The sequence below is a fragment of the Aeromonas sp. SER genome (assembly GCF_038739615.1).
In the GTDB taxonomy this organism is placed as follows: Bacteria; Pseudomonadota; Gammaproteobacteria; order Enterobacterales; family Aeromonadaceae; genus Aeromonas; species Aeromonas jandaei.
Window position 1 is genome coordinate 44156 of sequence record NZ_JBCGFC010000003.1, and the last position, 23750, is coordinate 67905.

At 60.2% G+C, this 23750-nt stretch carries 18 protein-coding genes; 11 read left to right on the top strand and 7 right to left on the bottom strand.

Going from position 1 to position 23750, the window contains the following annotated elements; all coding sequences use genetic code 11:
• Nucleotides 1-163 precede the first annotated feature (163 nt).
• From AAHA41_RS05335 to AAHA41_RS05345, 3 genes are all read left to right on the top strand, one after another.
• Entirely contained in the window at nucleotides 164-886 is a 723-nt protein-coding gene (locus AAHA41_RS05335; RefSeq protein ID WP_323070643.1) for a phosphatase PAP2 family protein, read from the top strand.
• A gap of 97 nt (nucleotides 887-983) precedes the next feature.
• Nucleotides 984-1652, top strand: coding sequence for a ribonuclease T (rnt, locus tag AAHA41_RS05340; protein ID WP_041209394.1), 669 nt, complete (start codon nucleotides 984-986; stop codon nucleotides 1650-1652).
• A gap of 282 nt (nucleotides 1653-1934) precedes the next feature.
• The gene (locus tag AAHA41_RS05345) at nucleotides 1935-3257 is read left to right on the top strand and encodes a Na+/H+ antiporter family protein (RefSeq protein ID WP_323070642.1); all 1323 of its coding nucleotides are present in this window, start codon (nucleotides 1935-1937) and stop codon (nucleotides 3255-3257) included.
• Between the two features lie 79 nt (nucleotides 3258-3336).
• Here AAHA41_RS05345 and AAHA41_RS05350 read toward each other — a convergent pair whose 3' ends face one another.
• The 6 genes from AAHA41_RS05350 to AAHA41_RS05375 form a co-directional block, all read right to left on the bottom strand.
• Nucleotides 3337-5253, bottom strand: coding sequence for a bifunctional diguanylate cyclase/phosphodiesterase (locus AAHA41_RS05350; protein ID WP_323070641.1), 1917 nt, complete (start codon nucleotides 5251-5253; stop codon nucleotides 3337-3339).
• A gap of 1 nt (nucleotide 5254) precedes the next feature.
• Nucleotides 5255-5737, bottom strand: a complete 483-nt coding sequence (locus AAHA41_RS05355) for a molybdopterin-dependent oxidoreductase (RefSeq protein ID WP_323070640.1) — start codon at nucleotides 5735-5737, stop codon at nucleotides 5255-5257.
• A 330-nt stretch (nucleotides 5738-6067) separates the two neighbouring features.
• The gene (locus AAHA41_RS05360; protein WP_041209390.1) at nucleotides 6068-7963 is read right to left on the bottom strand and encodes a DEAD/DEAH box helicase; all 1896 of its coding nucleotides are present in this window, start codon (nucleotides 7961-7963) and stop codon (nucleotides 6068-6070) included.
• A gap of 156 nt (nucleotides 7964-8119) precedes the next feature.
• Nucleotides 8120-8605: a hotdog fold thioesterase gene (locus AAHA41_RS05365; RefSeq protein WP_041209389.1), complete on the bottom strand. Its 486-nt coding sequence runs from the start codon at nucleotides 8603-8605 to the stop codon at nucleotides 8120-8122.
• 109 nt (nucleotides 8606-8714) lie between these two features.
• A complete protein-coding gene (locus AAHA41_RS05370; protein ID WP_323070639.1) occupies nucleotides 8715-9203 on the bottom strand; it encodes a hypothetical protein in 489 nt (162 codons plus the stop codon).
• Complete coding sequence (locus AAHA41_RS05375; protein WP_323070638.1) at nucleotides 9203-12259, bottom strand: FAD-binding and (Fe-S)-binding domain-containing protein; 3057 nt, start codon at nucleotides 12257-12259, stop codon at nucleotides 9203-9205. The genes AAHA41_RS05370 and AAHA41_RS05375 overlap by 1 nt, the downstream gene beginning before the upstream one ends.
• 166 nt (nucleotides 12260-12425) lie before the next feature.
• On the opposite strand from AAHA41_RS05375, the gene AAHA41_RS05380 reads away from it, so the two are divergent.
• From AAHA41_RS05380 to AAHA41_RS05395, 4 genes are all read left to right on the top strand, one after another.
• Nucleotides 12426-13352, top strand: coding sequence for a cation diffusion facilitator family transporter (locus AAHA41_RS05380; protein WP_041209386.1), 927 nt, complete (start codon nucleotides 12426-12428; stop codon nucleotides 13350-13352).
• Between the two features lie 284 nt (nucleotides 13353-13636).
• A complete protein-coding gene (locus AAHA41_RS05385; RefSeq protein ID WP_323070637.1) occupies nucleotides 13637-15172 on the top strand; it encodes a TerC family protein in 1536 nt (511 codons plus the stop codon).
• A gap of 242 nt (nucleotides 15173-15414) precedes the next feature.
• Nucleotides 15415-16524: an alkene reductase gene (locus AAHA41_RS05390; RefSeq protein WP_323070636.1), complete on the top strand. Its 1110-nt coding sequence runs from the start codon at nucleotides 15415-15417 to the stop codon at nucleotides 16522-16524.
• A gap of 158 nt (nucleotides 16525-16682) precedes the next feature.
• Nucleotides 16683-17669: a zinc-binding dehydrogenase gene (locus tag AAHA41_RS05395; protein ID WP_323070635.1), complete on the top strand. Its 987-nt coding sequence runs from the start codon at nucleotides 16683-16685 to the stop codon at nucleotides 17667-17669.
• A 100-nt stretch (nucleotides 17670-17769) separates the two neighbouring features.
• On the opposite strand, the gene AAHA41_RS05400 is transcribed toward AAHA41_RS05395, so the two are convergent.
• The gene (locus tag AAHA41_RS05400; protein WP_323070634.1) at nucleotides 17770-18804 is read right to left on the bottom strand and encodes an adenosine deaminase; all 1035 of its coding nucleotides are present in this window, start codon (nucleotides 18802-18804) and stop codon (nucleotides 17770-17772) included.
• A 198-nt stretch (nucleotides 18805-19002) separates the two neighbouring features.
• On the opposite strand from AAHA41_RS05400, the gene AAHA41_RS05405 reads away from it, so the two are divergent.
• The 4 genes from AAHA41_RS05405 to asnB all read left to right on the top strand — a co-directional run bounded on the left by AAHA41_RS05405 (nucleotide 19003) and on the right by asnB (nucleotide 23730).
• The gene (locus AAHA41_RS05405; RefSeq protein WP_033115984.1) at nucleotides 19003-19749 is read left to right on the top strand and encodes an HAD-IIA family hydrolase; all 747 of its coding nucleotides are present in this window, start codon (nucleotides 19003-19005) and stop codon (nucleotides 19747-19749) included.
• Nucleotides 19750-19800: 51 nt separating this feature from the next.
• Nucleotides 19801-21375 carry a cation:proton antiporter family protein gene (locus tag AAHA41_RS05410; RefSeq protein WP_323070633.1) on the top strand — a complete coding sequence of 525 codons (1575 nt, stop codon included), beginning with the start codon at nucleotides 19801-19803 and terminating at the stop codon, nucleotides 21373-21375.
• A 129-nt stretch (nucleotides 21376-21504) separates the two neighbouring features.
• Nucleotides 21505-21873, top strand: coding sequence for a cupin domain-containing protein (locus AAHA41_RS05415; protein ID WP_323070632.1), 369 nt, complete (start codon nucleotides 21505-21507; stop codon nucleotides 21871-21873).
• A gap of 192 nt (nucleotides 21874-22065) precedes the next feature.
• Nucleotides 22066-23730 carry an asparagine synthase B gene (gene asnB / locus AAHA41_RS05420; RefSeq protein WP_323070631.1) on the top strand — a complete coding sequence of 555 codons (1665 nt, stop codon included), beginning with the start codon at nucleotides 22066-22068 and terminating at the stop codon, nucleotides 23728-23730.
• Nucleotides 23731-23750: the final 20 nt, after the last annotated feature.

Genomic DNA, 23750 nt, shown 5'->3' on the forward strand with positions numbered 1-23750 from the left:
ATTTCAGCCTGACATGCACTTGGTTACCGCAGACCAGGGGTAATTGATGAACGAACAGCCAAATGTGTAAGAAGAGGTAAACAGAAGGGCAGGTCTGCTTTGTCGTCGTACCATGTAGTGGCACAATGGCGCTCTTTTTTCCAGACCCTTGCCGATAGAGATCATGCCGCCCCATAGCCCTTCCCTCTCTCGCAGTCAGGTGCTCGCGTTTACCACACTCTTGATCCTGCCCCTGCTGCTGCTTGCCATCCTCCCCTGGCAACCCTTTCTGACCGGCTCGCTGCAATCGGGCTGGCTCTGGTGGCCTTATGTCCTCACCCGCATGGTCGATATTCCCGGAATTGGGATCAGCGCCGCGCTGCTATTGCTGCTGACCAGGCAGAAACTGCAGCTCGATCGCTCATCCCTGCTGGCTCTGGCCGGCGCGCTGCTGGTGCTGCTCGCCGGAGACTGGCTCATCAAAAGCATCATCAAGCATCTGACCGAGGAGCCCAGACCTTATCTGCTCTGGCTGGAGAGCCAATCCCTGATCCCCGCCATCAAGAGTTTCTACGCCGCCAGTACCGAAGTGCGCAGCGAACAGGTACACGCAGCCAGCCAGCTGTTGGCGCTGCCCCAGTGGCTTGGCAATCACTGGCAAAAGGAGGTGAACTACGCCTTCCCCTCCGGCCACAGCATCGCCGCCATGAGCCTTGCCCAATTCTTTGGCCTCATCTGGCTGGCCCGCGCACCGGTAGGGGTCTGGCTGCTGCCGCTCTGGGCTCTCGGAATAGGGCTGTCACGCATGGTGATCGGCATGCACTGGCCAACCGATGTGCTGGCCAGCGCCATTCTCGGCAGCATCACGGCGCTGCTGGCCGCTCGCTGGTGGCTGCACAGATATTGAGCCATCGCTTGTCCCGCAAGGCTCCCTCTTGCGGGATGGGGACAAGCCTGCGCTTTTTTGCCATAATGCCGCCTCATTTTATGCTGACCGAGATCCCATGACCGACGCAGTTCATACCCTCAAGGGCCGTTTTCGTGGTTTTTACCCCGTCGTCATCGATGTTGAAACAGCCGGCTTCAACGCCAAAACCGATGCCCTGCTCGAAATCGCGGCTTATACCCTGAAAATGGATGAGCAAGGATGGCTCCTGCCCGATCAGATTTTCCATTTTCATGTGGAGCCTTTCGAAGGTGCCAATCTGGAGCGTGCCGCTCTGGAGTTCACCGGTATCGATCCCTTCAACCCGCTGCGCGGTGCTGTCTCTGAAAAAGAGGCGCTGACCGAGATCTTCAAGGGGATCCGCAAGGGGATGAAGGAGAGCGACTGCAGCCGCGCCATCATCGTGGCCCACAACGCCACCTTCGATCACGGCTTCGTGATGGCGGCAGCCGAGCGTGCCGGCCTCAAGCGCAATCCGTTCCATCCGTTCGCCACCTTCGATACCGCCGCCCTCTCCGGGCTGGCGCTCGGCCAGACCGTACTGGCCAAGGCGTGCCAGAGTGCCCGCATTCCGTTTGACAACAAAGAGGCTCACTCTGCCCTCTATGACACCGAACGGACCACCGACCTCTTCTGCCATATCGTCAACCGCTGGAAGAGCATGGGCGGCTGGCCGCCAGTCGGGCCGGATAGCGACTCAGCCTCCGGAGATGAGGATCTGGAATAAGTTGCAAAGGCTGCCGCAGGCAGCCTTTCTTTATGTGCTTTGACTCTCTTTTGCCTCTATTGCCCCTCCACCGCCTGCGTTATCCCCCTAGCAATTCCCACACGCGTGCAAGATGGGAGCCGCGACATACGAAGAGCAAATACCATCCCCGATCAACTTTGTTTCAGATGACCTTGGTCAGATGCCCATTTTGACCGATTTTTTTCTCGACATTTGTCACATTTTTCGCAAACTAACTCCCCTTCACATGACAGACAGCAATAACAAACATAAGGAAATCAAATGAATCCAGTTGTTATCGCAGTCGGGCTGATGCTGGTGCTCAGTCTGCTGCGGATCAATGTGGTGGTCTCACTTGCGCTGGGCGCCATTGCTGGCGGCCTGGTAGGCGGGCTCTCCCTCACCGACACCCTGACTACCTTCAGCGGCGGTCTGGGTGGCGGCGCCGAGATCGCCCTCTCCTACGCCATGCTGGGGGCCTTTGCCGTCGCCATCTCCCGCTCCGGGATCACCGACCTGCTTGCCAGCAAGGTGATCAGCCAGCTGGGCAAGGATGCCAGCAGCAGCCGCATTTTGTGGGTCAAGACCCTGCTGCTCTCATCCGTTCTGGCAGTGTCCATCTCCTCGCAAAACATCATCCCGGTGCATATCGCCTTTATTCCGATCCTGATCCCGCCCCTCCTCCATGTGATGGCGCAGATGCAGATCGACCGTCGTCAGGTGGCCTGTGTCATCACCTTCGGCCTGACCGCCACCTATATGGTACTGCCGGTCGGCTTTGGCGGCATCTTCCTGAACAATATTCTGGCCAAGAACCTTATCGATAACGGCGTGCCGATCACCTCCAGCCAGATCCCGCTGGCCATGGCCATCCCGGGCTGTGGCATGGTGCTGGGTCTGCTGATTGCGGTCTTCTTCAGCTACCGCAAACCCCGCCAATATGACCTGGCCAAGATCCTGGAAGCCGAGCCGGAAACCGTCGAGCTCAATCTCAACCATATCTGGGTAGCCCTGCTGGCTATTGGCATCGCACTTGGTCTCCAGCTGATGACCAACAGCATTGTGCTGGGGGCATTGGCCGGTTTCGTCATCTTCACCTGCGGTGGCGTCATCAAGTTTCGCGAGAGCCAGGATGCCTTCACCCAGGGGGTACGCATGATGTCGCTGATCGGCTTCATCATGATCTCCGCCGCCGGCTTTGCTGCCGTCATGAAGGCGACTCACGGCGTCGAGAGCCTGGTTCAGGTCGTTTCCAGCTCTATCGGTCAGCACAAAGGCATTGCCGCCTTCCTGATGCTGCTGGTGGGCCTGCTCATCACCATGGGGATCGGTTCCTCCTTCTCCACCGTCCCTATTATCGCCACTATCTATGTGCCGCTCTGCCTGCAACTGGGTTTCTCTCCCATGGCGATCATCGCGCTGGTCGGTACCGCCGGTGCGCTGGGGGACGCAGGCTCGCCAGCTTCGGACTCCACCCTCGGCCCCACATCGGGCCTCAACGCCGATGGCCAGCACGACCATATCTGGGACAGCGTGGTGCCCACCTTCATCCACTACAATATCCCGCTGGTTATCTTCGGCTGGATTGCCGCCATGGTGCTCTGACCTGAAAGTGACACTGTTTAGATAGCAAAGGCGGCCTGTTGGCCGCCTTTTTGTTGCTGATGGCAAGTTGTTTGCTGCTCTACCCGAGCGCCACCTCCTGCATGATGGCACGATTGACAAAGTAGCGGTGGCAGAACTGGAGAAAGTCCTGCAAGGTCAACGGCCTTGAGTAGAAGTAACCCTGGATCTCGTCCACTCCTATGCTCAGCACCGCCTTGAGTTCGTCGTTGTTTTCCACCCCTTCGGCCACGACGCGCACCCCCAGCTGATGAGAGAGCGAGGTGATAGCCTCAACAAAGAGCGCCTGCCGGGTATCGTTGTCGATGGCGGTGATAAAGGAGCGATCAATCTTGAGCTTGTCGAAATAGAGCTCACGCAGATATGAGAATGAGGACCAGCCGGTTCCAAAATCATCGAGCGCCACCCGTACCCCGATGTGGCGCAATGAGGCGATGATCTGCTTGCTCAGCTCGATATCATCAAGTGCTATGGTCTCCGTCAGTTCCACGATCAACTGCTGTAACCCGAGCGGGCCGACACTCATCCTCTCCTCGACATTGGCAGCCAGCCCCATATTGAACATGGAGCTGGAGAGGTTGACCGAGATCTCCAGCAACTCCACCAGATCGCTCGGGAAGATGGAAAGATCACGCTGCAAACGGTGGAAAATCCAGAGCCCCAGAGCCTCTCCCAGACCGTTTTCCTCTGCCAGCGCAATGATATCGAGCGGCGGAATAAAGCCATATTCCGGATGATTCCAGCGGATCAGCACCTCGGCCCCCAGCCGGACAGCACTCTGACCACGCACTATCGGCTGATAGTAGAGGCAGAGCTGCTGGCACTCGGGGCTCTGGATCAATTCACGCAACTCGGTCGAGAGGCGGCGGTTGCGCAGGTAGTGTTGATGCATGGCTCGGGAGAAGACCACCGAACGATGAAGCCGCTGGCGCTTGGCACTATCGAGGGCGATATCGGCAAACAACAGCATCTCTTCCGGAGTATGTACCGGGCGAGCATACTGGCTCACCCCCATAAAGACCCTGACCCGGTGCGCCGGATCTGCCGCAAAGGCCAGATCGGCCAACTCGGTGCGCAACTGCTCCAGAAAGGGGAAGCGCAGATAGGTCGGCATGGCGCCGGAGATAATGATGGCAAACTCGTCACTGCCGGTGCGGGCCACAAAAATACCTGGTGCCGCCACGCTATGGATCCGTTCGGCCAGCTGTTTAAGCAGCCCATCCCCTATCTCGTATCCCAGACTGTCGTTCACTTCACGAAAGTGGCCCAGATCCACCAGGCAGACAGTGATACTGCTGCCGCCGTCACGATAGGCAGCCCGCAACTTCAGGTGCTTGATAAGCGCCGCCCGATTGGGGAGACGGGTCAGGGGATCGTTCCAAGCAAGAAACTGCTGGTGACGCACTTCGCGAAACAGCATCACCAGCATCACCATAGTTGCCGACATCAGAAAGGCGAGAATGGCAAAATTCTGAGTACGCGACTCATTGAGCAGTTCGCGCTGAGCAATGGCAGAGGGGCCGGTAAAGTTCTTCACCATGACATCACGAATAGCCGCCAGATCGCGATCGAGTTCTATCGAGAAACGAGCTAACCGGGTCGAATCGCGCGTTCCGCTCACCACATCCTGTTCGTACTCTTCAAACAGCGACATCAGCTGTCCTGCGGCTTGGGCAGCACCAAAGCGAGACCTGACCGGCTTTGCCTCTTCACCATGCAGGAAAACATCAAGTCGGTTCCAGGCGATATCAAACCGCTTGTTCATCTCCTCCTGACTCACCGAGCCGGCGCGATAAAGCTGGAGTGATTCGCCAAAACCGTGAACTTCCAACTCCAACTGTGCCAACGCCCAGGCTGACAACTGGGTATAGCGAGTAACAGCATTGAATGCGCGGTCATAGTTCCAGACCGACCAGATGGCGACCCCCAAAAAGGCGGTCACCATCAGGATCAGGCTGACAAACTTGCCGCGCAGCATGTTACTTGCTCTCTAGCCCAATCAGCTGCCACACCATGCGGCTGTGATAGAGCTCCTTGTTCAGGTCGGGGTAATCGGAGAGCGGGTAGATAATCCAGAGAGGTCCTTTGTTGCGCAGGGTCAGCGGCTTGCCATCCTGCTTCTCGGCAACCAGCACAGGATACTTGTCACCATCCTCGACAGGCACGGCAGCCCAGTAATCATTGACGGCCATCGCCTTCACTTCGCTGCTCTTTAGGCCGTATTTCTTCACCAGCTCCCGCAGCAGCACACCGCGGTAAGTGTGACTGCCTTCGGTCCAGGGCGTTTTGGTGGTCACTTCGCTTTGCGGCAGTGTCTCAAACTCGGCCCGGGTCAGACTAATCTGCCCCTTGCCATTGCAACACCCATCACCCTTAATCGTCAGAAACGCATCGTCTGCCAGCACCACGCTCGATACGAGACACCCAGACAACAACAGTACTCTGCCAAACCATCCGGTCATGATGAACCTCCATGTCATTGTGTTCAGTTTATTAATCGTTATCTCTTCTGCCATATGCAAACGAAAGAGAGGGGATACCGACTAAAGTCGCAGCCACACAACACAAGCAGAGGCACACCTTATTGACTACGACCTCAATGTCCTGAGACAGGATGACACCACTCCCCTATCACTCACAACCGTCTAACAAAAAAATAATGCCCTTTTGGCTCTCGTTTTTATCACCGAAGTGAGTTGTGCACCCTCGATTCGCTATAGCTAAGCACCATCAGGAAAAAACATAAAAAAAGGCCGCTCAATGAGCGGCCTTCTGGCATTACCAATCAGGGATTAGCTGTCGCGGCGCTTGCCACCGAACTTGCGACCCTTGTCGAAACCGCCTTCACGGCGATCCTTGTTGAAGGGACGGTCACCCTGCGGACGGCGATCCTTGTTGAAAGGACGGTCGCCACGGAACGGACGATCACCGCGCGGCGGACGGCTGCTGGTGTTGCCACCGGCCGGCACTTCGGTATAGCGAGTGATCTGCAGCGGACGCTGGCAAACACGGGCTTTCTTGATCACTTCCAGCACATCGGCGCTCATACCCTTGGGCAGGTCGACGGTAGAGAAGTCGTCAGCGATGTCGATGTTGCCGATGAAACGGCTCTCGATGTTCGCTTCGTTGGCGATGGCGCCCACGATCTGGCCCGGCTTGACGCCGTGATGGGCACCCACATCTACGCGGTAGCGCTCCATCTCAACGTCCGGATTGTCTTTGAGCGGACGCGGCTCCAGGGACGGCATACGACGGGCCGGACGATCGCCACGGTCACCGAAGTCACGACCGCCACGGTCATTGAAGTCACGACGCTCGAAGCCACCGCGATCGTTGCTGTTGTTGAACAGCGGATCCGGGATGGAGTCATCCAGCAGCAGCGGTTGGTCACCCTGTACCAGCTTGGCCAGTGCGGCAGCCAGCTCCAGCGGATCGGCAGAATCTTCTTCGATCAGCTCGTTTACCAGGTTGTGGTAGATCTCGAGCTCTTCGCCCATCATGGTTTCGCGGATGCGCTCTTTGAACTTGGCCAGACGGTGCTGGTTGATGTCCTCGGTGCTCGGCATCTTCATCGGCTCGATTGCCTGACGGGTTGCGTGCTCGATAGCGCGCAGCATGCGGCGCTCGCGCGGAGCCACAAACAGGATGGCCTCGCCCTTGCGACCGGCACGACCGGTACGGCCGATACGGTGAACGTAGGATTCGGTGTCGTACGGAATGTCGTAGTTCACTACGTGAGTGATGCGCTCAACGTCCAGACCACGGGCAACCACGTCGGTGGCGATCAGGATGTCCAGCTGGCCCTGACGCAGCTTGTCAACGGTACGCTCACGCAGCTTCTGCGGGATGTCGCCGTGCAGCGCTTCACAGGCGTGGCCACGAGCGGCCAGCTTGCCAGCCAGCTCTTCAGCGGCGTTCTTGGTACGTACGAACACCAGCAGAGCTTCGTAGGGCTCGACTTCCAGCAGACGGGTCATGGCGTCCAGCTTGTGCAGACCAGTCACCTGCCAGTAACGCTGACGAATGGTGGTAGCGGTAGCAGTCTTGGAGGCGATCTTGATCTCTTTGGGCTGCTTCAGATGCTTCTGGGCCACGCGGCGGATCTGCTCCGGCATGGTGGCGGAGAAGAGCGCAACCTGACGACCGGCCGGGCACTGATCCATGATCCAGTCCACGTCGTCGATGAAGCCCATGCGCAGCATTTCGTCCGCTTCGTCCAGCACCAGAGCTTTCAGACCGGAGAGATCCAAGTTCTTGCGACGGATCAGATCCATCACACGGCCCGGAGTACCGACGACAACCTGAGCACCGCGACGCAGAGCGCGGGTCTGGGTTTCGTAGGAGGCGCCACCGTAGATGGGCAGCACGTGGAAGTCAGGCATGTGGTGGGCATAGCGTTGGCACGCTTCAGCCACCTGCAGAGCCAGTTCGCGAGTCGGCGCCAGCACCAGGATCTGGGTGTTGCGGTTACCAGCTTCCAGACGAGACAACAGAGGCAAGGCAAAAGCAGCGGTCTTCCCTGTACCGGTTTGCGCCTGCCCCAGCAGATCGTGGCCCGCCATCAGGTGGGGAATTGCTGCGGCCTGGATGGGGGACGGGCGCTCATAGCCCACGTCCTGCAGCGCTTTCAATACAGGCGCGGCCAGTCCAAGCTCACTAAAAAGGGGCAGTTGTTCGGTATCAGACATAGATTCTTCCAGATTAAGGCAGGCGGCTAACACCGCGGAATAGCAAAAAGGCGGCGATTATAGCGCCACTTTGTTCTGCTGTCTTGAAAAATGTGATAAGCCTCTCAAGACGTTGGCAATTATAGAGGGATCTTGCGAGTTAAGCTTGCTTATTTTTCACTCATGATGCGTTATTGCAGATCGTTCCTCTCCGGAGTCCTTGCCCCGCTTGTGCTTGAGCACCGCCATGGTCAACCGGCTGGTGCACAATAAACGACCACGTTCATCGCGAATTTCTATCTGCCACACCTGAGTCGTCGCCCCCAGATGCAGTGGCGAGCAGCGCCCCGTTACCACCCCTTCCCGCTTGGCTCGCAGATGATTGGCGTTCACCTCCAGACCCACACAATAACTGTCAGGCCCGACCGCCATGTTGGCCGCGAGCGATCCCAGCGTCTCCGCCAACACCACAGAGGCACCACCGTGCAGCATGCCAAGGGGCTGATGGGTACGGTGATCCACCGGCATGGTGGCCTCCAGCCAGTCGGGGCCAAAGGCGGTATAGATGATATCGAGGTGAGCCATCAGGGTATTTCGGGAGCTGGCGTTGAGCCCTTCAAGGCTCATGGGCCTGCGCCAGATAGGGGATGATTCCTGACTCATGAAAAGAGAACTCCTTCAATTGCATGGGGAAAATGGAGCATCACTGCATTGCACAACAAGCCTGCCCCGGCCAGCAGCCGGGGCAAGAAAAAACCTGAAACCGGCCCCCTTACCAGGGGTAGGTGACGCCGGGCCACTCGGCCCAGGGCATCTCCCGACCCGGCAAGCGGGGCTCTGACCACTGCCACACCTTGGCGAGCCAGTCGCGCAGCAGCCCTTCCAGCTCTTGATCGCTGATGGGGGCCTCGGCCACCTTCCAGAAAAAGAGCTCCGCCTCCACCTCCGGCAGTACCGAGGGGTAGAGATAAACTCCGCCCCAGAATTGCGGCTCCCGATCCGGACTCCAGAGACCATAGGCGAACGAGCGCTTGGCCAGAAACTCCGACTGCTGCCACTCCAGATCCCCTTCGTGCTGACTCAGGCTGAAATTGGCGGAGGGCCAGATATCGTTTGGCCGAAACAGCTGATGGAGTTGCTCGCGCTCGCGCAGGATGGCGACAAACTCCACCACCGCCTGAGCGGGGGTGGCGGGCAACAACAAGAAACGCGGGTGCCGATAGGCTTTCGGCACCCGAAACCGCTTGGGAAATCGCAGCATCAGAGCAGCTCCAGCAGGGCTTGCAGCGGATGTTTGATCTTCTCTCCCTCCATCCGTTTGACCTGACTGCGGCAGGAATAACCGGTCGCCAGACAGCGATCCTGTGGCAAACGGGCCAGCGGTTCGGCCCAGCTCAACCCATAAATGCCCTTGGAGTTCTCCACCTGTTTGACATCGTGACCATAGGTGCCCGCCATGCCGCAGCAACCGACCGGGACCGGTTGCAGTTTGGCGCCAAAGCGGCCAAACAGGGTACCCCAGTCGCCGTGAGTCGAGGGCTTGGCAGTCTTCTCGGTGCAGTGGGCAAAGAGATACCAGGGCTCTGCTGTCTGATCTTCACGTTTCGGCAGCACATCGGCCGGAAGCGAGAGCAGCCACTCCTGCGGCAACATCACCTGAAAATCACCGCGCGCCGGCCCCAACGCCTTGGCGTACTCGTCGCGATAGCAGAGCACCATGGCCGGATCTACCCCCACCATGGGAATGCCGAGCGCCGCAATCTTGTTGAGAAACTGGGCGCTGCTCGCCGCGGTACGGGCAAAGGCGCGCAGGAACCCCTTGATATGCTGGGGCTTGCCGTTGGGCTTGAAGGGCAGCAGGTAGGGCTGGAACCCGAGCTTGCTGGCGAGTTTCACCAGGTCGCGCACCACGGGGGCGTCGTAATAACTGGTGAAAGGATCCTGCACGATCAGCACCACTTTCTGGCGCAGCTCGGGAGTCATGGCCTCCAGACCCGGCAGGTCGAAGTAACGGGCGCGGTTATCGCGCAGCTCCTCGGCCAGAGTCGGCACGCTCAGAAGCGGCACATCGACCATGCCGATGCCCTTTGCAGCCGCCTTCTGGGCCCACTCTTTTTCGAGGAAGAAGTTGACCAGCTTCGGCGCTTTGGCAAGCAGCGGCGCATAGCTCTCCACCGTGCCGACAAAGTAATCCTTGGGCGCACGCAGGTAGCGACCGTGATAAAGCTGCATAAAGCGGGCGCGAAAATCAGGCACATCCACCTTGATCGGGCACTGACTGGTGCACGCCTTGCAGGCCAGACAGCCAGCCATCGCCTCCATCACCTCGTGGGAGAAGTCATACTCGCCGCGCTGTTTGGCCCAGCTGTTGCGCACCTTGTCCACCAGCTGTTTGAAGCGCATGCCGCCGGAGTGAAGTGCCACCTCTTCCGCCAACGGATCAAAGCCCTGCTCCGCCAACTGACGCAGCCACTCGCGCATCAAGCCAGCCCGCCCCTTGGGTGAGTGGCGGCGGTCGCGGCTTATTTTGACCGAGGGACACATGGGCGAGTCGGTTTCAAAGGTGAAACAGAGACCGTTGCCGTTACAATCGAGGGCCCGGGTATAACTCTCGCGCACCGCCACCGGGATCTGGCGGTCAAACTTGCCGCGCTTGGGGCCATCGACTGAGACCAGCTCGGCATCGCTGCCATACGGGACACAGATCTTGCCCGGGTTGATGCGGTTGGCCGGGTCGAACGCCCCCTTGACCCGCTGCAGCTCTTCCCACAGCTCGCCAAAGAAAGCAGGGCTGTACTCGGAGCGGAAGCCCTTGCCGTGCTCGCCCCACATCAGGCCGCCATATTTGGCGGTCAGCGCCACCACCTGATCGGAGATGCGCCGCAGCAGCACCTCCTGTTCGGGGTCGCACAAATCGAGCGCCGGTCGTACGTGCAGCACACCGGCATCGACGTGGCCAAACATGCCGTAGTCAAGGCCGTGGGCATCAAGCAGGGCGCGAAACTCCATGATGAAATCGGCCAGCGACTCTGGCGGCACGGCGGTATCTTCGGTGAAGGCCACCGGCTTCTTGCGCCCTTCGGCGTTGCCGAGCAGCCCCACCGACTTCTTGCGCATGGCGTAGATGGTCTCGATGCTCGGCAGGTGGTCACACACCTGATAGCCGATGATCCCGGCTTCACCGTTGGCCAGCAGCGCGTCGATACGGCGGCAGAGCTCCGCCACCTTGGCCTTGTGCGCAGCCTCGTCGGTGTCGGCAAACTCGACGATGTTGAGCCCCTGCAGATCCTTGCCGGGCACATCCTGAATAAGTTCTTTCACCGAATGCCAGATGATGTCGGCGCGGGCCAGCCCGAGCACCCGGGAGTCCACCGTCTCCACCGACAGCGCCTCGGCCTGCACCATAAAGGGGGCGTTGCGCAGGGCCGAGGGGAAGCTGTCGTACTTGACGTTGACCAGGGTGCGGTAGCGAGGAATGGGTGTGATGTTGAGTCTGGCTTCGGTGATAAAGCCGAGGGACCCTTCAGATCCGCACAATACCCGGCTGACATCCAGCGTATCGGTATCCGGTTGATAGAGGTGCTTGAGATCGTAACCAGTCAGAAAACGGTTGAGCTTGGGGAAGGTCGCCTCGATGTCGGCGCGGCGCTCCTTGCCGATGCGATAGAGGGTGCGATAGATCTCCCCTTCCCGATTCTCCAGCGCCAGCTTGTCGGCAAGTCGCTCACCGGTCAGCGGCTCGGTCGCCATCAGGTCACCATTCTCCAGCACGGCCTTGAGACCCAGAACGTGATCCGAGGTTTTGCCGTAAACCAACGAGCCCTGCCCCGATGCATCGGTGTTGATCATGCCGCCCAGAGTGGCGCGGTTGGAGGTGGAGAGATCCGGCGAGAAGAAGTAGCCGTGAGGCTTCAAGTAGGCGTTGAGCTGGTCTTTCACCACCCCGGCCTGAGCGCGCACCCACCCCTCTTCCAGATTAATTTCCATGATCTGGTTCATATGACGGGAGAGATCGACGATAATGCCGCCGCCCAATGACTGACCGTTGGTGCCGGTACCGCCACCGCGAGGGAAAAAACTCAGAGTGTGGTACGCCGGCTCCGCCGCCAGCTTGAGCATCACTGCTATGTCGTCCGCACAGCGCGGATAGAGAACCGCCTGAGGTACTACCTGATAGACGCTGTTGTCCGTCGCCATCGCCAACCGGCTTGCATAAGACTTTTCGATATCACCACGAAAGGCACTGCGCCCTAGCAACTCTAGGTACGACAGGGTTGTGGGTGACAAACTGTCCTGGTAATCGAGTCTCGGGATCATGAATCCTTGTTCCCTTATTTGCTTGATGCCGGCACCCCGGCGACTACGACTGACCCATCGCCCGTCAATAGCAATCAGGCCAGTCCGCTCACATGTGAGCGGGCAGTATATCAGCTCGAAAACCGCTTGCGCGTAGCAATATTAACCATTTGAAAGGAGGACTTTTATGGCTCACCACAGCCATGTTATCAGTACGCTGGTCACCACAGAGAAGCAGGCGCTCACCCTGTCGCTGTTTGGCTGCATCACTTTCGCCATCTTCGGCATCGGCTACGGCCTGTTCGTTGGCTCCAACGCCATCATGCTCGATGGTATCTTTACCCTGTTCAGCATGGGCATGACGGGCCTCGGTCTGGTCACCGCCTACCTCGTCACCCGCCCCTCCGATGACCGTTTCCAGTATGGCTATGCGCACTTCGAGCCCATCGCCAACGTCATCAACGGCTCCATTATTCTGCTGCTCTGTCTGGCGGCACTCTACAACGGCCTCACCACCCTGTTTGAAGGGGGACGGGAGATCGATCTCGGTCATGCCCTCATCTATGCCGTTGTCTCCACCTTCTTCTGCGCCATCCTCTACCGGATTGAAGCCCAGGTCGCCGAGCAGGTTGACTCCGAACTGGTGCGGGTAGACTCCAAGGAGTGGCTGGTGGATACCCTGCTCAGTGCCACCCTGCTTATCGGTTTCGTGGTCGCCATCGGCCTCGATGCCATCGGCTACGGCCAATACAACCGCTATATCGACCCGGTACTGGTCTCGCTGCTGGCCCTCTGCGCCACCCTCATTCCCATCAAGGTGCTCGGTCGCAACCTGCGGGAAGTGCTGAAAATCGCCCCCAGAGGGGATGTTTCCCAGCTGGTCGAGAACGAAGTCGAGGCGCTGCGCCAGCGTCACGGCGTCGAGTGCTACAGCCATCTGGCGAAAAGCGGTCGCCGCTTCGATCTCGAACTCAACATTCTGGTCGCCCCGGGTCAGGAGTGGCCCGTCGAGCGGCAGGATGCCCTGCGCCAGGAGCTCTGGTCCCGCCTCGGCGATACCCTGGGGGATGCCTGGCTCTCGGTCTGTTTCACCCGCGAAAAGCGCTGGTTGTAACCCGATAACCGGTGGAGGCTGGCTGCCAGCCTCCACCGGCTGCGTCACATCCCGACACCGCCCACTTGCCAAATTGGCGCCAGCCGCTATCATCAGGGCTCATTTTTAACCCGAGGTTTTATTGCCCATCATGGACAATCCCCGAAGTTGCCCTTCGTTTCTTCCCGTCAAAAGCTATCTGTTTCTGCTTAACCAGCGCCTCTGAATAACGCCATTGCCTTGCTGCTGCGGCTTTCGCTAGCCCTGTTCACTGTTCGCTCTGTCTGTTTTTTTGAGGTCACATAATGGAATTGCTGCTGGATCCCCATATCTGGATCGGTCTTTTTACCCTGATCATTCTCGAGATTGTGCTCGGGATCGACAACCTGGTCTTCATCGCCATTCTGGTGAAAAAGCTGCCCCCCGCCCAGCGGGACAAGGCGCGCGTACTCGGCCTTGGCCTCGCCCTGCTGATGCGGCTGGTGCTCTTGAGCGTGATGTCGTGGCTGGTCACCCTCACCACCCCCATTTTGCATATCTGGGATCACCCCTTCTCCGGTCGCGATCTCATCCTGATGGGGGGCGGTATCTTCCTGCTGTTCAAGGCCACATCCGAGCTGCACGAGCGGCTGGAGGCCAAGCCCCACGACGATGGCCCGGTCGGCGCCTACGCCAGCTTTGGCGTGGTGATCGCCCAAATTCTGGTGCTGGATGCGGTCTTCTCGCTGGACTCCATCATCACCGCCGTCGGCATGGTGGAACACCTCGGCGTGATGATGGCCGCCGTGACCATCGCCATGGTGGTGATGGTGCTCGCCTCCAAGCCGCTGACCCGCTTCGTCAACGCCCACCCGACCGTGGTGGTGCTCTGCCTGAGCTTCCTGCTGATGATCGGTTTCAGCCTGGTGGCGGAGGGCTTCGGCTTCCATATTCCGAAGGGTTACCTCTACGCGGCCATTGGCTTCTCGGTGCTGATCGAGTTTTTCAACCAGCTGGCCCAGCACAGCGCCATGCGCCACGAGGCCAAACAGCCGCTGCGCGAGCGCACCACCGCCGCCATCTTCAAGCTGATGGGGAGCAAGGCGTATCAGGACCGGCCGGATGACGATCTGGATGCCCCGGCCGCCGCACCGGTGAGCTTTGGCGAGGAGGAGCGCTACATGGTGACCGGGGTGCTGTCGCTGGCCGAACGCTCCATCCGCACCATCATGACGCCGCGCTCCGAGATGGCCTGGATCGATATCAACGACTCCAGCGAGGATATCCGCATCCTGCTGCAGCGCGAACCCCACAGCCTGTTCCCGGTCTGTGACGGGGATCTGGACGAGGTGATCGGCGTGGTCAAGGCGCGCGACCTGCTGTTTGCCCTCAACGAAGGGCAATCCTTAAGCGCGCTGGCCAAGCAGAACGACCCCATTATCGTGCCGCAGACCATCAACGTAATTAAGCTGCTGGCAGAGCTGCGCAAGGCGAAGGGGAGCCTCATTCTGGTGGCCGACGAGTTCGGCGTGATCCAAGGACTGGTCACCACCCACGACCTGCTGGAAGCGATCGTCGGCGAACTGCCGGATGAGGATGAGACCCCCGACATGATCCGCGATGGCGAAGGGTGGCTCATCAATGGCAGCACCAACATCCACCATGTGGAGCAGGTGCTGGAGCACGAGAGGCTGGTGAGCGAGAGCGACGAGTACGTGACCCTGGCCGGCATGCTGCTCTCCCACTTCGGCACCCTGCCCACCCCGGGCCAGCAGCTGCAACTGCAGGCGCTCAACTTCGAGGTGCTGGAGGTGAGCGAGCGGCGCATCGAGCGGGTACGGGTGATGCCGATCGCTGGCTAATCGAGCCGCAATGCAACCATGAGAAGAGGGCCGGTGAGCCCTCTTTTTTTATTCGCCTTTCATTTGCATGTGATGCACCGATTGCGGCGCCCGCTTGGCCCCGCCAGCCATCCGCAGCGACGTTCATTCCCTTCCAATCGCGATTGCTGCATGCAGTGCAATTCAATGGTGCAATTACCCCTCTTTGTTGCAACGCTATTGGCGGCTAGAGTCACCCTCAATCCCACCATGAGGAACTCAAGATGAGCCACGATCACCTGTTTTGCCCGCAGCGACTGGGTCAGCTGCACCTTGCCAACCGCATCGTCATGCCCCCCATGACCCGCTCCCGAGCCAGTCAGCCCGGTGATGTGGCCAACGCCATGATGGCCAGCTACTACGCCCAGCGTGCCACTGCTGGCCTTATCATCAGCGAGGGCACCCAGATTGATCCCATGGGCAAGGGCTACGCCTGGACGCCGGGCATCTACAGCGCCGATCAGATCGCCGGCTGGAAGCTGGTGACCGACGCCGTTCACGCCCAACATGGCACCATCTTCGCCCAGCTCTGGCACGTAGGTCGGGTCACCCATCCGGACAACATCGGTGGCGCCCAGCCCATCTCGGCCTCGGCCCTGCCCGCGGTCGGCGTCAAGGTGTTTGTCGATAACGGCAGCGATGCCCCCGGCTTTGTCGAGACCGTCACCCCACGCGCCATGACCCAGGCCGATATCGATGCGGTGGTGGGGCAGTTCCGTCAGGCGGCTCGCAACGCCATCAGCGCCGGTTTTGACGGCATCGAGCTGCACGCCGCCAACGGCTACCTCATCAACCAGTTCCTCGACTCCGAGTCCAACGCCCGCAACGACGGCTACGGCGGTTCGCTGGAGAACCGGCTGCGCTTCCTCAAAGAGGTGACCGAAGCGGTCTGCAGCGAGATCGGCGCTGACCGGGTCGGGGTGCGTCTTGCGCCGCTCACCACCCTCAACGGCACCGTGGATGCCAACCCGCAGGAGACCTATCTGGCCGCCGCCCGCCTGCTGGGCCAACTCAACGTGGTCTACCTGCACATCGCCGAAGCGGACTGGGACGATGCCCCCCTGATGCCGGAGAACTTCAAGCAGGGTCTGCGCGATGCCTTCCCCAACACCCTGATCTATGCCGGCAAATATGACGGCGAGCGGGCGCGCGCCGCCCTCAAGGCGGGTTGGGCCGATATGATTGGCTTTGGCCGTCCCTTCGTTGCCAACCCGGATCTGCCGGAGCGGCTGCGCCACGGCTATCCGCTGGCCCCCCACGATCCGGCCACCCTGTTTGGCGGCGGCGAGAAGGGGCTGACCGACTACCCGACCTATCAGGCCGATGACGCATAAACCGGCCGTTGCTTGCCAATAGCCAACAGAACACGATAAGCAGGCCCCACAGGTTGGGGCCTGCCGTATTGTTGCGCAATTGCAATAGTGGAAGTTTTACTGTCTTGCTGTTGCAATAATCTCATCAAGCTCTCCCCACAGTTTCGCAAGGAGTCATCATGAATCACACCCAAGCCTGGTGCTGGCATGCCCCCGGTGAACCGGATCAGCTCACCCTCGCCGACCTCCCGCTCTCTCCCCTTGGCCTGGATGAGGTGCTGGTGGCCAACCGGGTCATCGCCTTCAATCCGGTGGACTGGAAGCTGATCGAATATGGCCACTCCCACTGGCAGGATGGTCAGGTGCCCGGCGTCGATGGCATGGGCACGATCGTGGCGCTCGGCGCCAACGTCAGCCATCTGCGTCTCGGCGCCCGGGTCGCCTATCACACCGATCTGCGCCACCACGGCAGCTTTGCCCGTCACACCTGGGTACCGGCGCGCGCCCTGCTGCCGGTACCCGATGCCCTGAGCGACGAGGCGGCCGCCGCCCTGCCCTGTCCCGGTCTCACCGCCTGGCAGGCGCTGGCCAAGCTGCCGCGCCTGCACGGGGAAGCGCTGCTCATCACCGGCGCTGGCAGCAGCGTCGGCCGCTTTGCGGTACAGCTCGCCCTCCAGCAAGGAGCGCGGGTATTTGCCAGCGCCAGCCCACGTCATCATCCGTGGCTCAAGCAGATAGGTGTGCAGGGGGTGGCCGATTATCGGGATCCCGCCTGGCTGGCCATCTTGCAGGCCGCCAACGGCAACGAGCCGTTCGAGGGGCTCATCGATCTGGTCTCGAGCCAACAGGCAGAGAGCCTGCTGCCCGCCCTTGGCTACTACGGCCATATGGTGACTGTGCTGGGGCGTATTCCGCACAATCCGCTGCCCGCCTTTAGCCATTGCCACTCGTTGCACGAGATTGCGCTGGGTGCCCAGCACGCCTTTGGCTCGGACAAACAGTGGAGCCGGCTGGTCGCCGCCGGTGTCAACATGATGGAGCAGATGGCGAGCGGCGAGCTGACCCTGCCGCCGCTGGTAGTTGGCAACTTTGAGACACTGCCTACCCTGCTCGAGCGCTTCAAGCGCGAAGGACAGGGCGAGAAGTTTCTGGTGCGAGTGGCGTAGCGCGGGCGTCATCCACCGGCAGCAGAAACGCTCGCAGCTGAAAATAAGAGAGGCCCGTGATAGCGGGCCTCTTTGCATCCGGGATTAACCTGCGCCTGACTCAGTGCAACTGCACCCCGTGGCGGGCGGCATGAGTGCGAATATCGCGGGTCAACCGCGCCTTGTCGGCCAGACTCAGCCAGCTCGCCTCCACCGCATTGAGGGAGAGGCGGCAGAGCTGATCCGCAGTGGCACCGAGATCGTTCGCCAGCGCCGCAAAGTTGGCCCCCATGTAACCACCAAAATAGGCGGGATCGTCGGAGTTGATGGTGACGCAGATCCCCTGCTCCAGCAGTCGCAGCACATTGTGGTGGGCCATCTGGTCAAACACCTTGAGCCGGGTGTTGGAGAGGGGGCAGACGGTGAGCGGCAGCCGGGTATCGGCCAGATAGCGGAGCAGCTCGGGATCGTCGGCCGAGCGCACCCCATGATCGATGCGGCATACCTGCAGCTCGTTGATCGCCTGCCAGATGTAGTCGGCAGGCCCCTCTTCGCCCGCATGGGCCACCACCGGCAGCCCCAGCTCGCGGCATTTGGCAAAAATCCGGGCAAATTTGCTGGGCGGATTGCCCTTCTCCCCCGAGTCGAGGCCGATGCCGTGGATCCGTGACAGGAAGGGCTCGGCCTCTGCCAACGTAGCGAACGCCTCCTCCTCGCTCAGGTGGCGCAAAAAACTCATGATAAGCCGCCAGCTGATGCCAAACTCCTGCTCCCCGCGCTGCAGCGCCCGCTCGATGCCGCCGAGCACGGTAGCAAAAGGTATGCCACGGGCGGTGTGGGTCTGCGGGTCGAAGAAGATCTCCACATGCACCACCTTGTCGGCGGTGCAGCGTTCCAGATAGGCCCAGGTGAGGTCGAAGAAGTCCTGCTCGGTCACCAGCACGCTGGCACCAAGGTAGTAGAGGTCGAGAAAGGATTGCAGGCAGTCAAAGTCATAGGCGGCGCGCACGCTGGCCACGTCGGGCCAGGGCAGCGGCACATTGTTGCGTTTGCCAAGCTCGAACATCAGCTCGGGTTCGAGGGTGCCCTCAATGTGAAGGTGCAGCTCCAGCTTGGGCAATTCGGCTATAAAGTGTTCGGCAATAGGGTTATCCATGGCGACGGCTCCATCAGCGACCAGATCCCGGGGACAACCCCTCCACACGATTGCCCCGACTTCATGCTTATTGTGCGCTCAAGTTGCAAGACAGGGGAGACTTGTCATCAAACAGATTTATAATGGCGTCACAAAAATCATAAATGATTGAACGTCTTATCGATTGGCAGCTCGTCTGCGCCCTGACAAGGAGTTTTCATGAAGAACGTCATCTGTGACATCGACGGTGTCATCCTGCACAACAACGATCTCATTCCCGGCGCCGACCGCTTCGTCCATCGCCTGCTGGAGCAGGGCAGCAAGCTGCTGTTTCTGACCAACTACCCGGCCCAGACCCAGAAAGATCTGCAAAACCGCTTCCGCTCCGCCGGGATCGAGGTGCCGGAAGAGTGCTTCTACACCTCCGCCATGGGCACCGCCGACTTTCTCAAACGTCAGGATGGCAAGAAGGCCTATGTGATCGGTGAAGGGGCGCTGACCCACGAGCTCTACAAGGCCGGCTTTACCATCACCGATATCGACCCCGACTTCGTGGTGGTGGGCGAGACCCGCAACTACAACTGGACCATGATCCAGCAGGGGGCCAAGTTCGTCGATCAGGGGGCCCGCTTTATCGCCACCAACCCGGATACCCATGGCCCCATGATGCACCCGGCCTGCGGCGCCCTGTGCGCCCCCATCGAGCGGATGACCGGCAAGAAGCCGTTCTATGTCGGCAAGCCGAGCGCCTGGATCATCCGTGCGGCGCTCAACCGGATGGAGGCCCACTCCGACGACACCATCATCATCGGCGACAACCTGCGCACCGACATTCTGGCGGGCTTTCAGGCAGGCCTCGAGACGGTGCTGGTGCTCTCCGGGGTGAGCAAGGTCGCCGATATCGACCGCATGCCGTTTCGGCCGAACCACATCTTCGACTCCGTGGTCGACATCGATATCGTCTGATACCCAAGGATTTAAACCGGGCAGGTCTCCCCTGCCCCAGCTGGACCTGTTATGGAACCCATTCTCATCGCCGTGGCCTTTGGCTGCGGCATGCTGGTCAATCTGATTGGCCTGCCTCCTCTGCTCGGCTTTCTGGCCGCCGGTTTTATCCTCAATGGCATGGGCTATCACAACACCCCGGCCCTCAACGAGATCGCCGATCTCGGCGTCACCCTGCTGCTGTTCACCATCGGTCTCAAGCTCAATATCAAGACCCTGATGCGACGCGATGTGTGGGGCACCACCAGCCTGCATCTGCTGCTCTCCACCCTGCTCTTTACCGTGCTGCTGCTGGTCTGCAAGGGGCTCGGGCTGGTGCTGGCCCTGTCGCTGGACTGGAAGCTGGCACTGCTGCTCGGTTTTGCCCTCTCCTTCTCCAGCACCGTCTTCGCGGTCAAGGTGCTGGAAGATCGCAGTGACATGAATGCCCTCTACGCCCGCATCGCCATCGGTGTGCTGGTGATGCAGGATGTGTTCGCGGTGGCCTTTCTGGCCTTCTCCAGCGGCAAGTGGCCCAGCATCTGGGCACTCTGGGTACTGGGGCTGCCGCTGCTGCGCCCACTGCTGTTCAAGCTGCTGGAGCGGGCCGGTCACGGCGAGTTGCAGGTGCTGTTCGGAGTATTTCTGGCGCTGGTGGTGGGTGCAGCCGGGTTTGAAGTGGTCGGCCTCAAGCCGGATCTCGGAGCCCTTATCATCGGCATGATGCTCGCCTCCCATCCTGCCGCAGCAGGCCTTGCCAAGGCGCTCTTCAACCTCAAAGACCTGTTTCTTATCTGCTTCTTCCTCACCATCGGCCTCAACGGTCTGCCGACCCACGACACCATGTTGCTGGCGCTGGCGCTGGTGCTGGCCCTGCCGCTCAAAAGCGCGCTCTATTATCTGGTCTACAGCGGCGCTCACCTGCGAGTGCGCACCGCCCTGCTCTCCACCCTGGCGCTCACCAACTTCTCGGAGTTTGGCCTGATCGTCGCCGCCATCGCAGCCAAGGCAGGCTGGCTCTCCTACGAGTGGCTGGTGGCGGTTTCTCTGGCGCTGGCGGCAAGCTTTATGATCTCCGCTCCGCTCAATGCCCAGAGCGAGCGGATCTACCACCGTATCGGTCACTGGCTCAAGGGGTTGCAGGCGAGCAACCTCCATCCGGAAGACAGACCCATCGAGCTGGGCGATGCGGAGGTGATCATCCTCGGCATGGGGCGGATCGGTCAGGGGGCCTATTTCGAACTGGAGAACAAGTACGGCAACGTCATCCTCGGGGTGGAGAACGACAGCGAGAAGCTGCCCACCCTGCGCGCCCAGGGGATGAACGTCATCGAGGGGGATGCCACCGATACCGACTTCTGGGACAAGGTGCTGCTCTCCAATCAGGTCAATCTGGTGCTGCTGGCGATGCCCCACCACTCGGGGAATCTCTACGCCATCGAGAAGCTGCGCAGCCACGGTTTTGCCGGCAAGATAGCCGCCATCGTTCGCTTCGAGGACGATATCGCCTCCCTGAAAGAGCAAGGGGTGGATGCGGTGTTCAACGTCTACAACGAAGCGGGCAGCGGCTTTGCCCGCCATGTGATCCGCCGTTTGCAGCCACTCTGATCCTGCGGCTAGCGGCCCTTGGCAAGGGAGTGCGCATCGTTTAAGTTATGCACAACCTCGTTTAATAAAACGAACAAACGCGGGGCCGGGATGGCCCCGCTTTTATATCCCCATTGCCAGGGAGGCACCATGAAGACCCTCAACGACTGGATTTTGCTCGATCGCCATGAGGCGGCCCCCACCCCGCTGATGCCCGCCCCCGAGCGCATTAAAGCAGGCCATCCGAGTCAGACGGTGTGGAACCACTACTCAGACCCCAGCCAGCAGTTTCACATCGGCTTCTGGAGCTGCGAGCCCGGCCGCTGGGCCATCCACTACACCGAACACGAGTATTGCCAGCTGCTGGAGGGGGATGTGGTGATCCACGACAATCTGGGCGGCCAGCTGGTCCTCAAACCCGGCGATCAATTCGTCATTCCCGCCGGTTTTGTCGGAGAGTGGGAAACCCTGACCCCCTGTCGCAAGGTCTACGTCATCTTCGAACCTGCCTCGGCTTGACGTTCACGTCACCCAGCCCCGTTGCAGCAGCCCTTATCCTGTTGATCCGCTTGACGCTTACGGCATGATTTTCTGCGGTTTTCCCGCTTGCAAAAGGTTTTTCCGCTAGGCATTGTGTCTGACGAGGAATGTAAATGGAATTTCGAGCCCAAACGTGGGGGGCTCATATAAAAATCAAGAGGATTACCGCCAATGTGTTCAATTTTCGGCATTCTGGATATCAAGTCCGATGCAGTAGCCCTGCGCAAATCGGCGCTGGAGATGTCCAAGCGACTGCGTCACCGCGGGCCTGACTGGTCCGGCGTCTACAGCTCAGACAAAGCCATTCTGGTGCACGAGCGTCTGGCCATCGTCGACCCGGGCAATGGCGCCCAGCCGCTCTACAACCCCGAGCGCACCCATGTGCTGGCGGTCAACGGCGAGATCTACAACCACAAAGAGCTGGAAAAGACCCTCAAGGTCGATTTCCAGTTCCAGACCAAATCTGACTGTGAAGTGCTGCTTGCCCTCTACAAGGAGAAGGGCCCGGCGTTTCTCGACGATCTCAACGGCATCTTTGCCTTCATTCTTTATGACGCCGAACAGGATGCCTACCTGATTGGTCGCGACCACATGGGGATCATTCCCCTCTATACCGGCCGCGACGAGCACGGCAACTTCTATGTCGCCTCCGAAATGAAGGCGCTGGTGCCGGTCTGCAAGAGCGTCGAAACCTTCCCGCCGGGACACTACCTGTGGAGCAAGGATGGCGAACTCAAACAGTGGTACAAGCGCGACTGGATGGAGTACGCCGCGGTCGAGCACAACGTCAGCGACAAGACCGAGCTGAAAGCGGCGCTGGAAGCTGCGGTCAAGCGCCAGCTGATGTGCGACGTGCCTTATGGCGTGCTGCTCTCCGGCGGGTTGGACTCCTCCGTTATCTCCGCCATCACCAAGCTCTATGCGGCGCGCCGCATCGAGGACGATGGCAAGAGCGAAGCCTGGTGGCCGCAACTGCACTCCTTCGCCGTCGGTCTGGAAGGGTCTCCGGATCTCGCCGCCGCCCGCAAGGTGGCTGATCACCTCGGCACCATCCATCACCAGATCCACTTCACCGTGCAGGAGGGTCTGGATGCCCTGCGCGACGTCATCTATCACCTCGAGACCTATGACGTCACCACCATCCGAGCCTCCACGCCCATGTATCTGATGGCACGCTACATCAAGGCGATGGGGATCAAGATGGTGCTCTCCGGCGAAGGCTCTGACGAGCTGTTCGGTGGCTACCTCTACTTCCACAAGGCGCCCAACGCCCGCGAGTTCCACGAAGAGAACGTGCGCAAGCTCGCCTCTTTGCACCTCTATGACTGCCTGCGCGCCAACAAGTCGATGGCTGCCTGGGGCGTGGAAGGCCGCGTACCCTTCCTCGACAAGGAGTTCATGGACGTGGCGATGCGCTTGCAGCCGGCTGACAAGATGTGCGGCAAGGGCAAGATCGAGAAGCACATCCTGCGCGAAGCGTTCGAGGATCTGCTGCCCCACGAAGTGGCATGGCGTCAGAAGGAGCAGTTCTCCGACGGCGTAGGCTATTCGTGGATCGACAGCCTGAAAGCCATGGTAGAGCAGGAAGTGACGGATCAGATGTTCGAGGCGGCCGCATTCCGCTTCCCCATCAACACACCGCTCACCAAGGAGGCCTACTTCTACCGCGCCATCTTCGACGAGCACTTCCCGCTGGAAGCCGCCGCCCGCACCGTGCCCTACGGCAAGTCGGTCGCCTGCTCCACCCCCACCGCGCTGGAGTGGGATGCCAAGTTCAAGGAGATGGCCGACCCGTCTGGCCGCGCCGTGATGGACGTGCACCAGCAGGGCTACTAAGCCAGAGCGGGGCGACCCCA

Excerpts from the sequence above, each read along its gene's own strand:
- AAHA41_RS05335 (WP_323070643.1), top strand. The coding sequence starts at position 164 with ATGCCGCCCCATAGCCCTTCCCTCTCTCGCAGTCAGGTGCTCGCGTTT.
- rnt (WP_041209394.1), top strand. The coding sequence starts at position 984 with ATGACCGACGCAGTTCATACCCTCAAGGGCCGTTTTCGTGGTTTTTAC.
- AAHA41_RS05345 (WP_323070642.1), top strand. The coding sequence starts at position 1,935 with ATGAATCCAGTTGTTATCGCAGTCGGGCTGATGCTGGTGCTCAGTCTG.
- AAHA41_RS05350 (WP_323070641.1), bottom strand. The coding sequence starts at position 5,253 with ATGCTGCGCGGCAAGTTTGTCAGCCTGATCCTGATGGTGACCGCCTTT.
- AAHA41_RS05355 (WP_323070640.1), bottom strand. The coding sequence starts at position 5,737 with ATGACCGGATGGTTTGGCAGAGTACTGTTGTTGTCTGGGTGTCTCGTA.
- AAHA41_RS05360 (WP_041209390.1), bottom strand. The coding sequence starts at position 7,963 with ATGTCTGATACCGAACAACTGCCCCTTTTTAGTGAGCTTGGACTGGCC.
- AAHA41_RS05365 (WP_041209389.1), bottom strand. The coding sequence starts at position 8,605 with ATGAGTCAGGAATCATCCCCTATCTGGCGCAGGCCCATGAGCCTTGAA.
- AAHA41_RS05370 (WP_323070639.1), bottom strand. The coding sequence starts at position 9,203 with ATGCTGCGATTTCCCAAGCGGTTTCGGGTGCCGAAAGCCTATCGGCAC.
- AAHA41_RS05375 (WP_323070638.1), bottom strand. The coding sequence starts at position 12,259 with ATGATCCCGAGACTCGATTACCAGGACAGTTTGTCACCCACAACCCTG.
- AAHA41_RS05380 (WP_041209386.1), top strand. The coding sequence starts at position 12,426 with ATGGCTCACCACAGCCATGTTATCAGTACGCTGGTCACCACAGAGAAG.
- AAHA41_RS05385 (WP_323070637.1), top strand. The coding sequence starts at position 13,637 with ATGGAATTGCTGCTGGATCCCCATATCTGGATCGGTCTTTTTACCCTG.
- AAHA41_RS05390 (WP_323070636.1), top strand. The coding sequence starts at position 15,415 with ATGAGCCACGATCACCTGTTTTGCCCGCAGCGACTGGGTCAGCTGCAC.
- AAHA41_RS05395 (WP_323070635.1), top strand. The coding sequence starts at position 16,683 with ATGAATCACACCCAAGCCTGGTGCTGGCATGCCCCCGGTGAACCGGAT.
- AAHA41_RS05400 (WP_323070634.1), bottom strand. The coding sequence starts at position 18,804 with ATGGATAACCCTATTGCCGAACACTTTATAGCCGAATTGCCCAAGCTG.
- AAHA41_RS05405 (WP_033115984.1), top strand. The coding sequence starts at position 19,003 with ATGAAGAACGTCATCTGTGACATCGACGGTGTCATCCTGCACAACAAC.
- AAHA41_RS05410 (WP_323070633.1), top strand. The coding sequence starts at position 19,801 with ATGGAACCCATTCTCATCGCCGTGGCCTTTGGCTGCGGCATGCTGGTC.
- AAHA41_RS05415 (WP_323070632.1), top strand. The coding sequence starts at position 21,505 with ATGAAGACCCTCAACGACTGGATTTTGCTCGATCGCCATGAGGCGGCC.
- asnB (WP_323070631.1), top strand. The coding sequence starts at position 22,066 with ATGTGTTCAATTTTCGGCATTCTGGATATCAAGTCCGATGCAGTAGCC.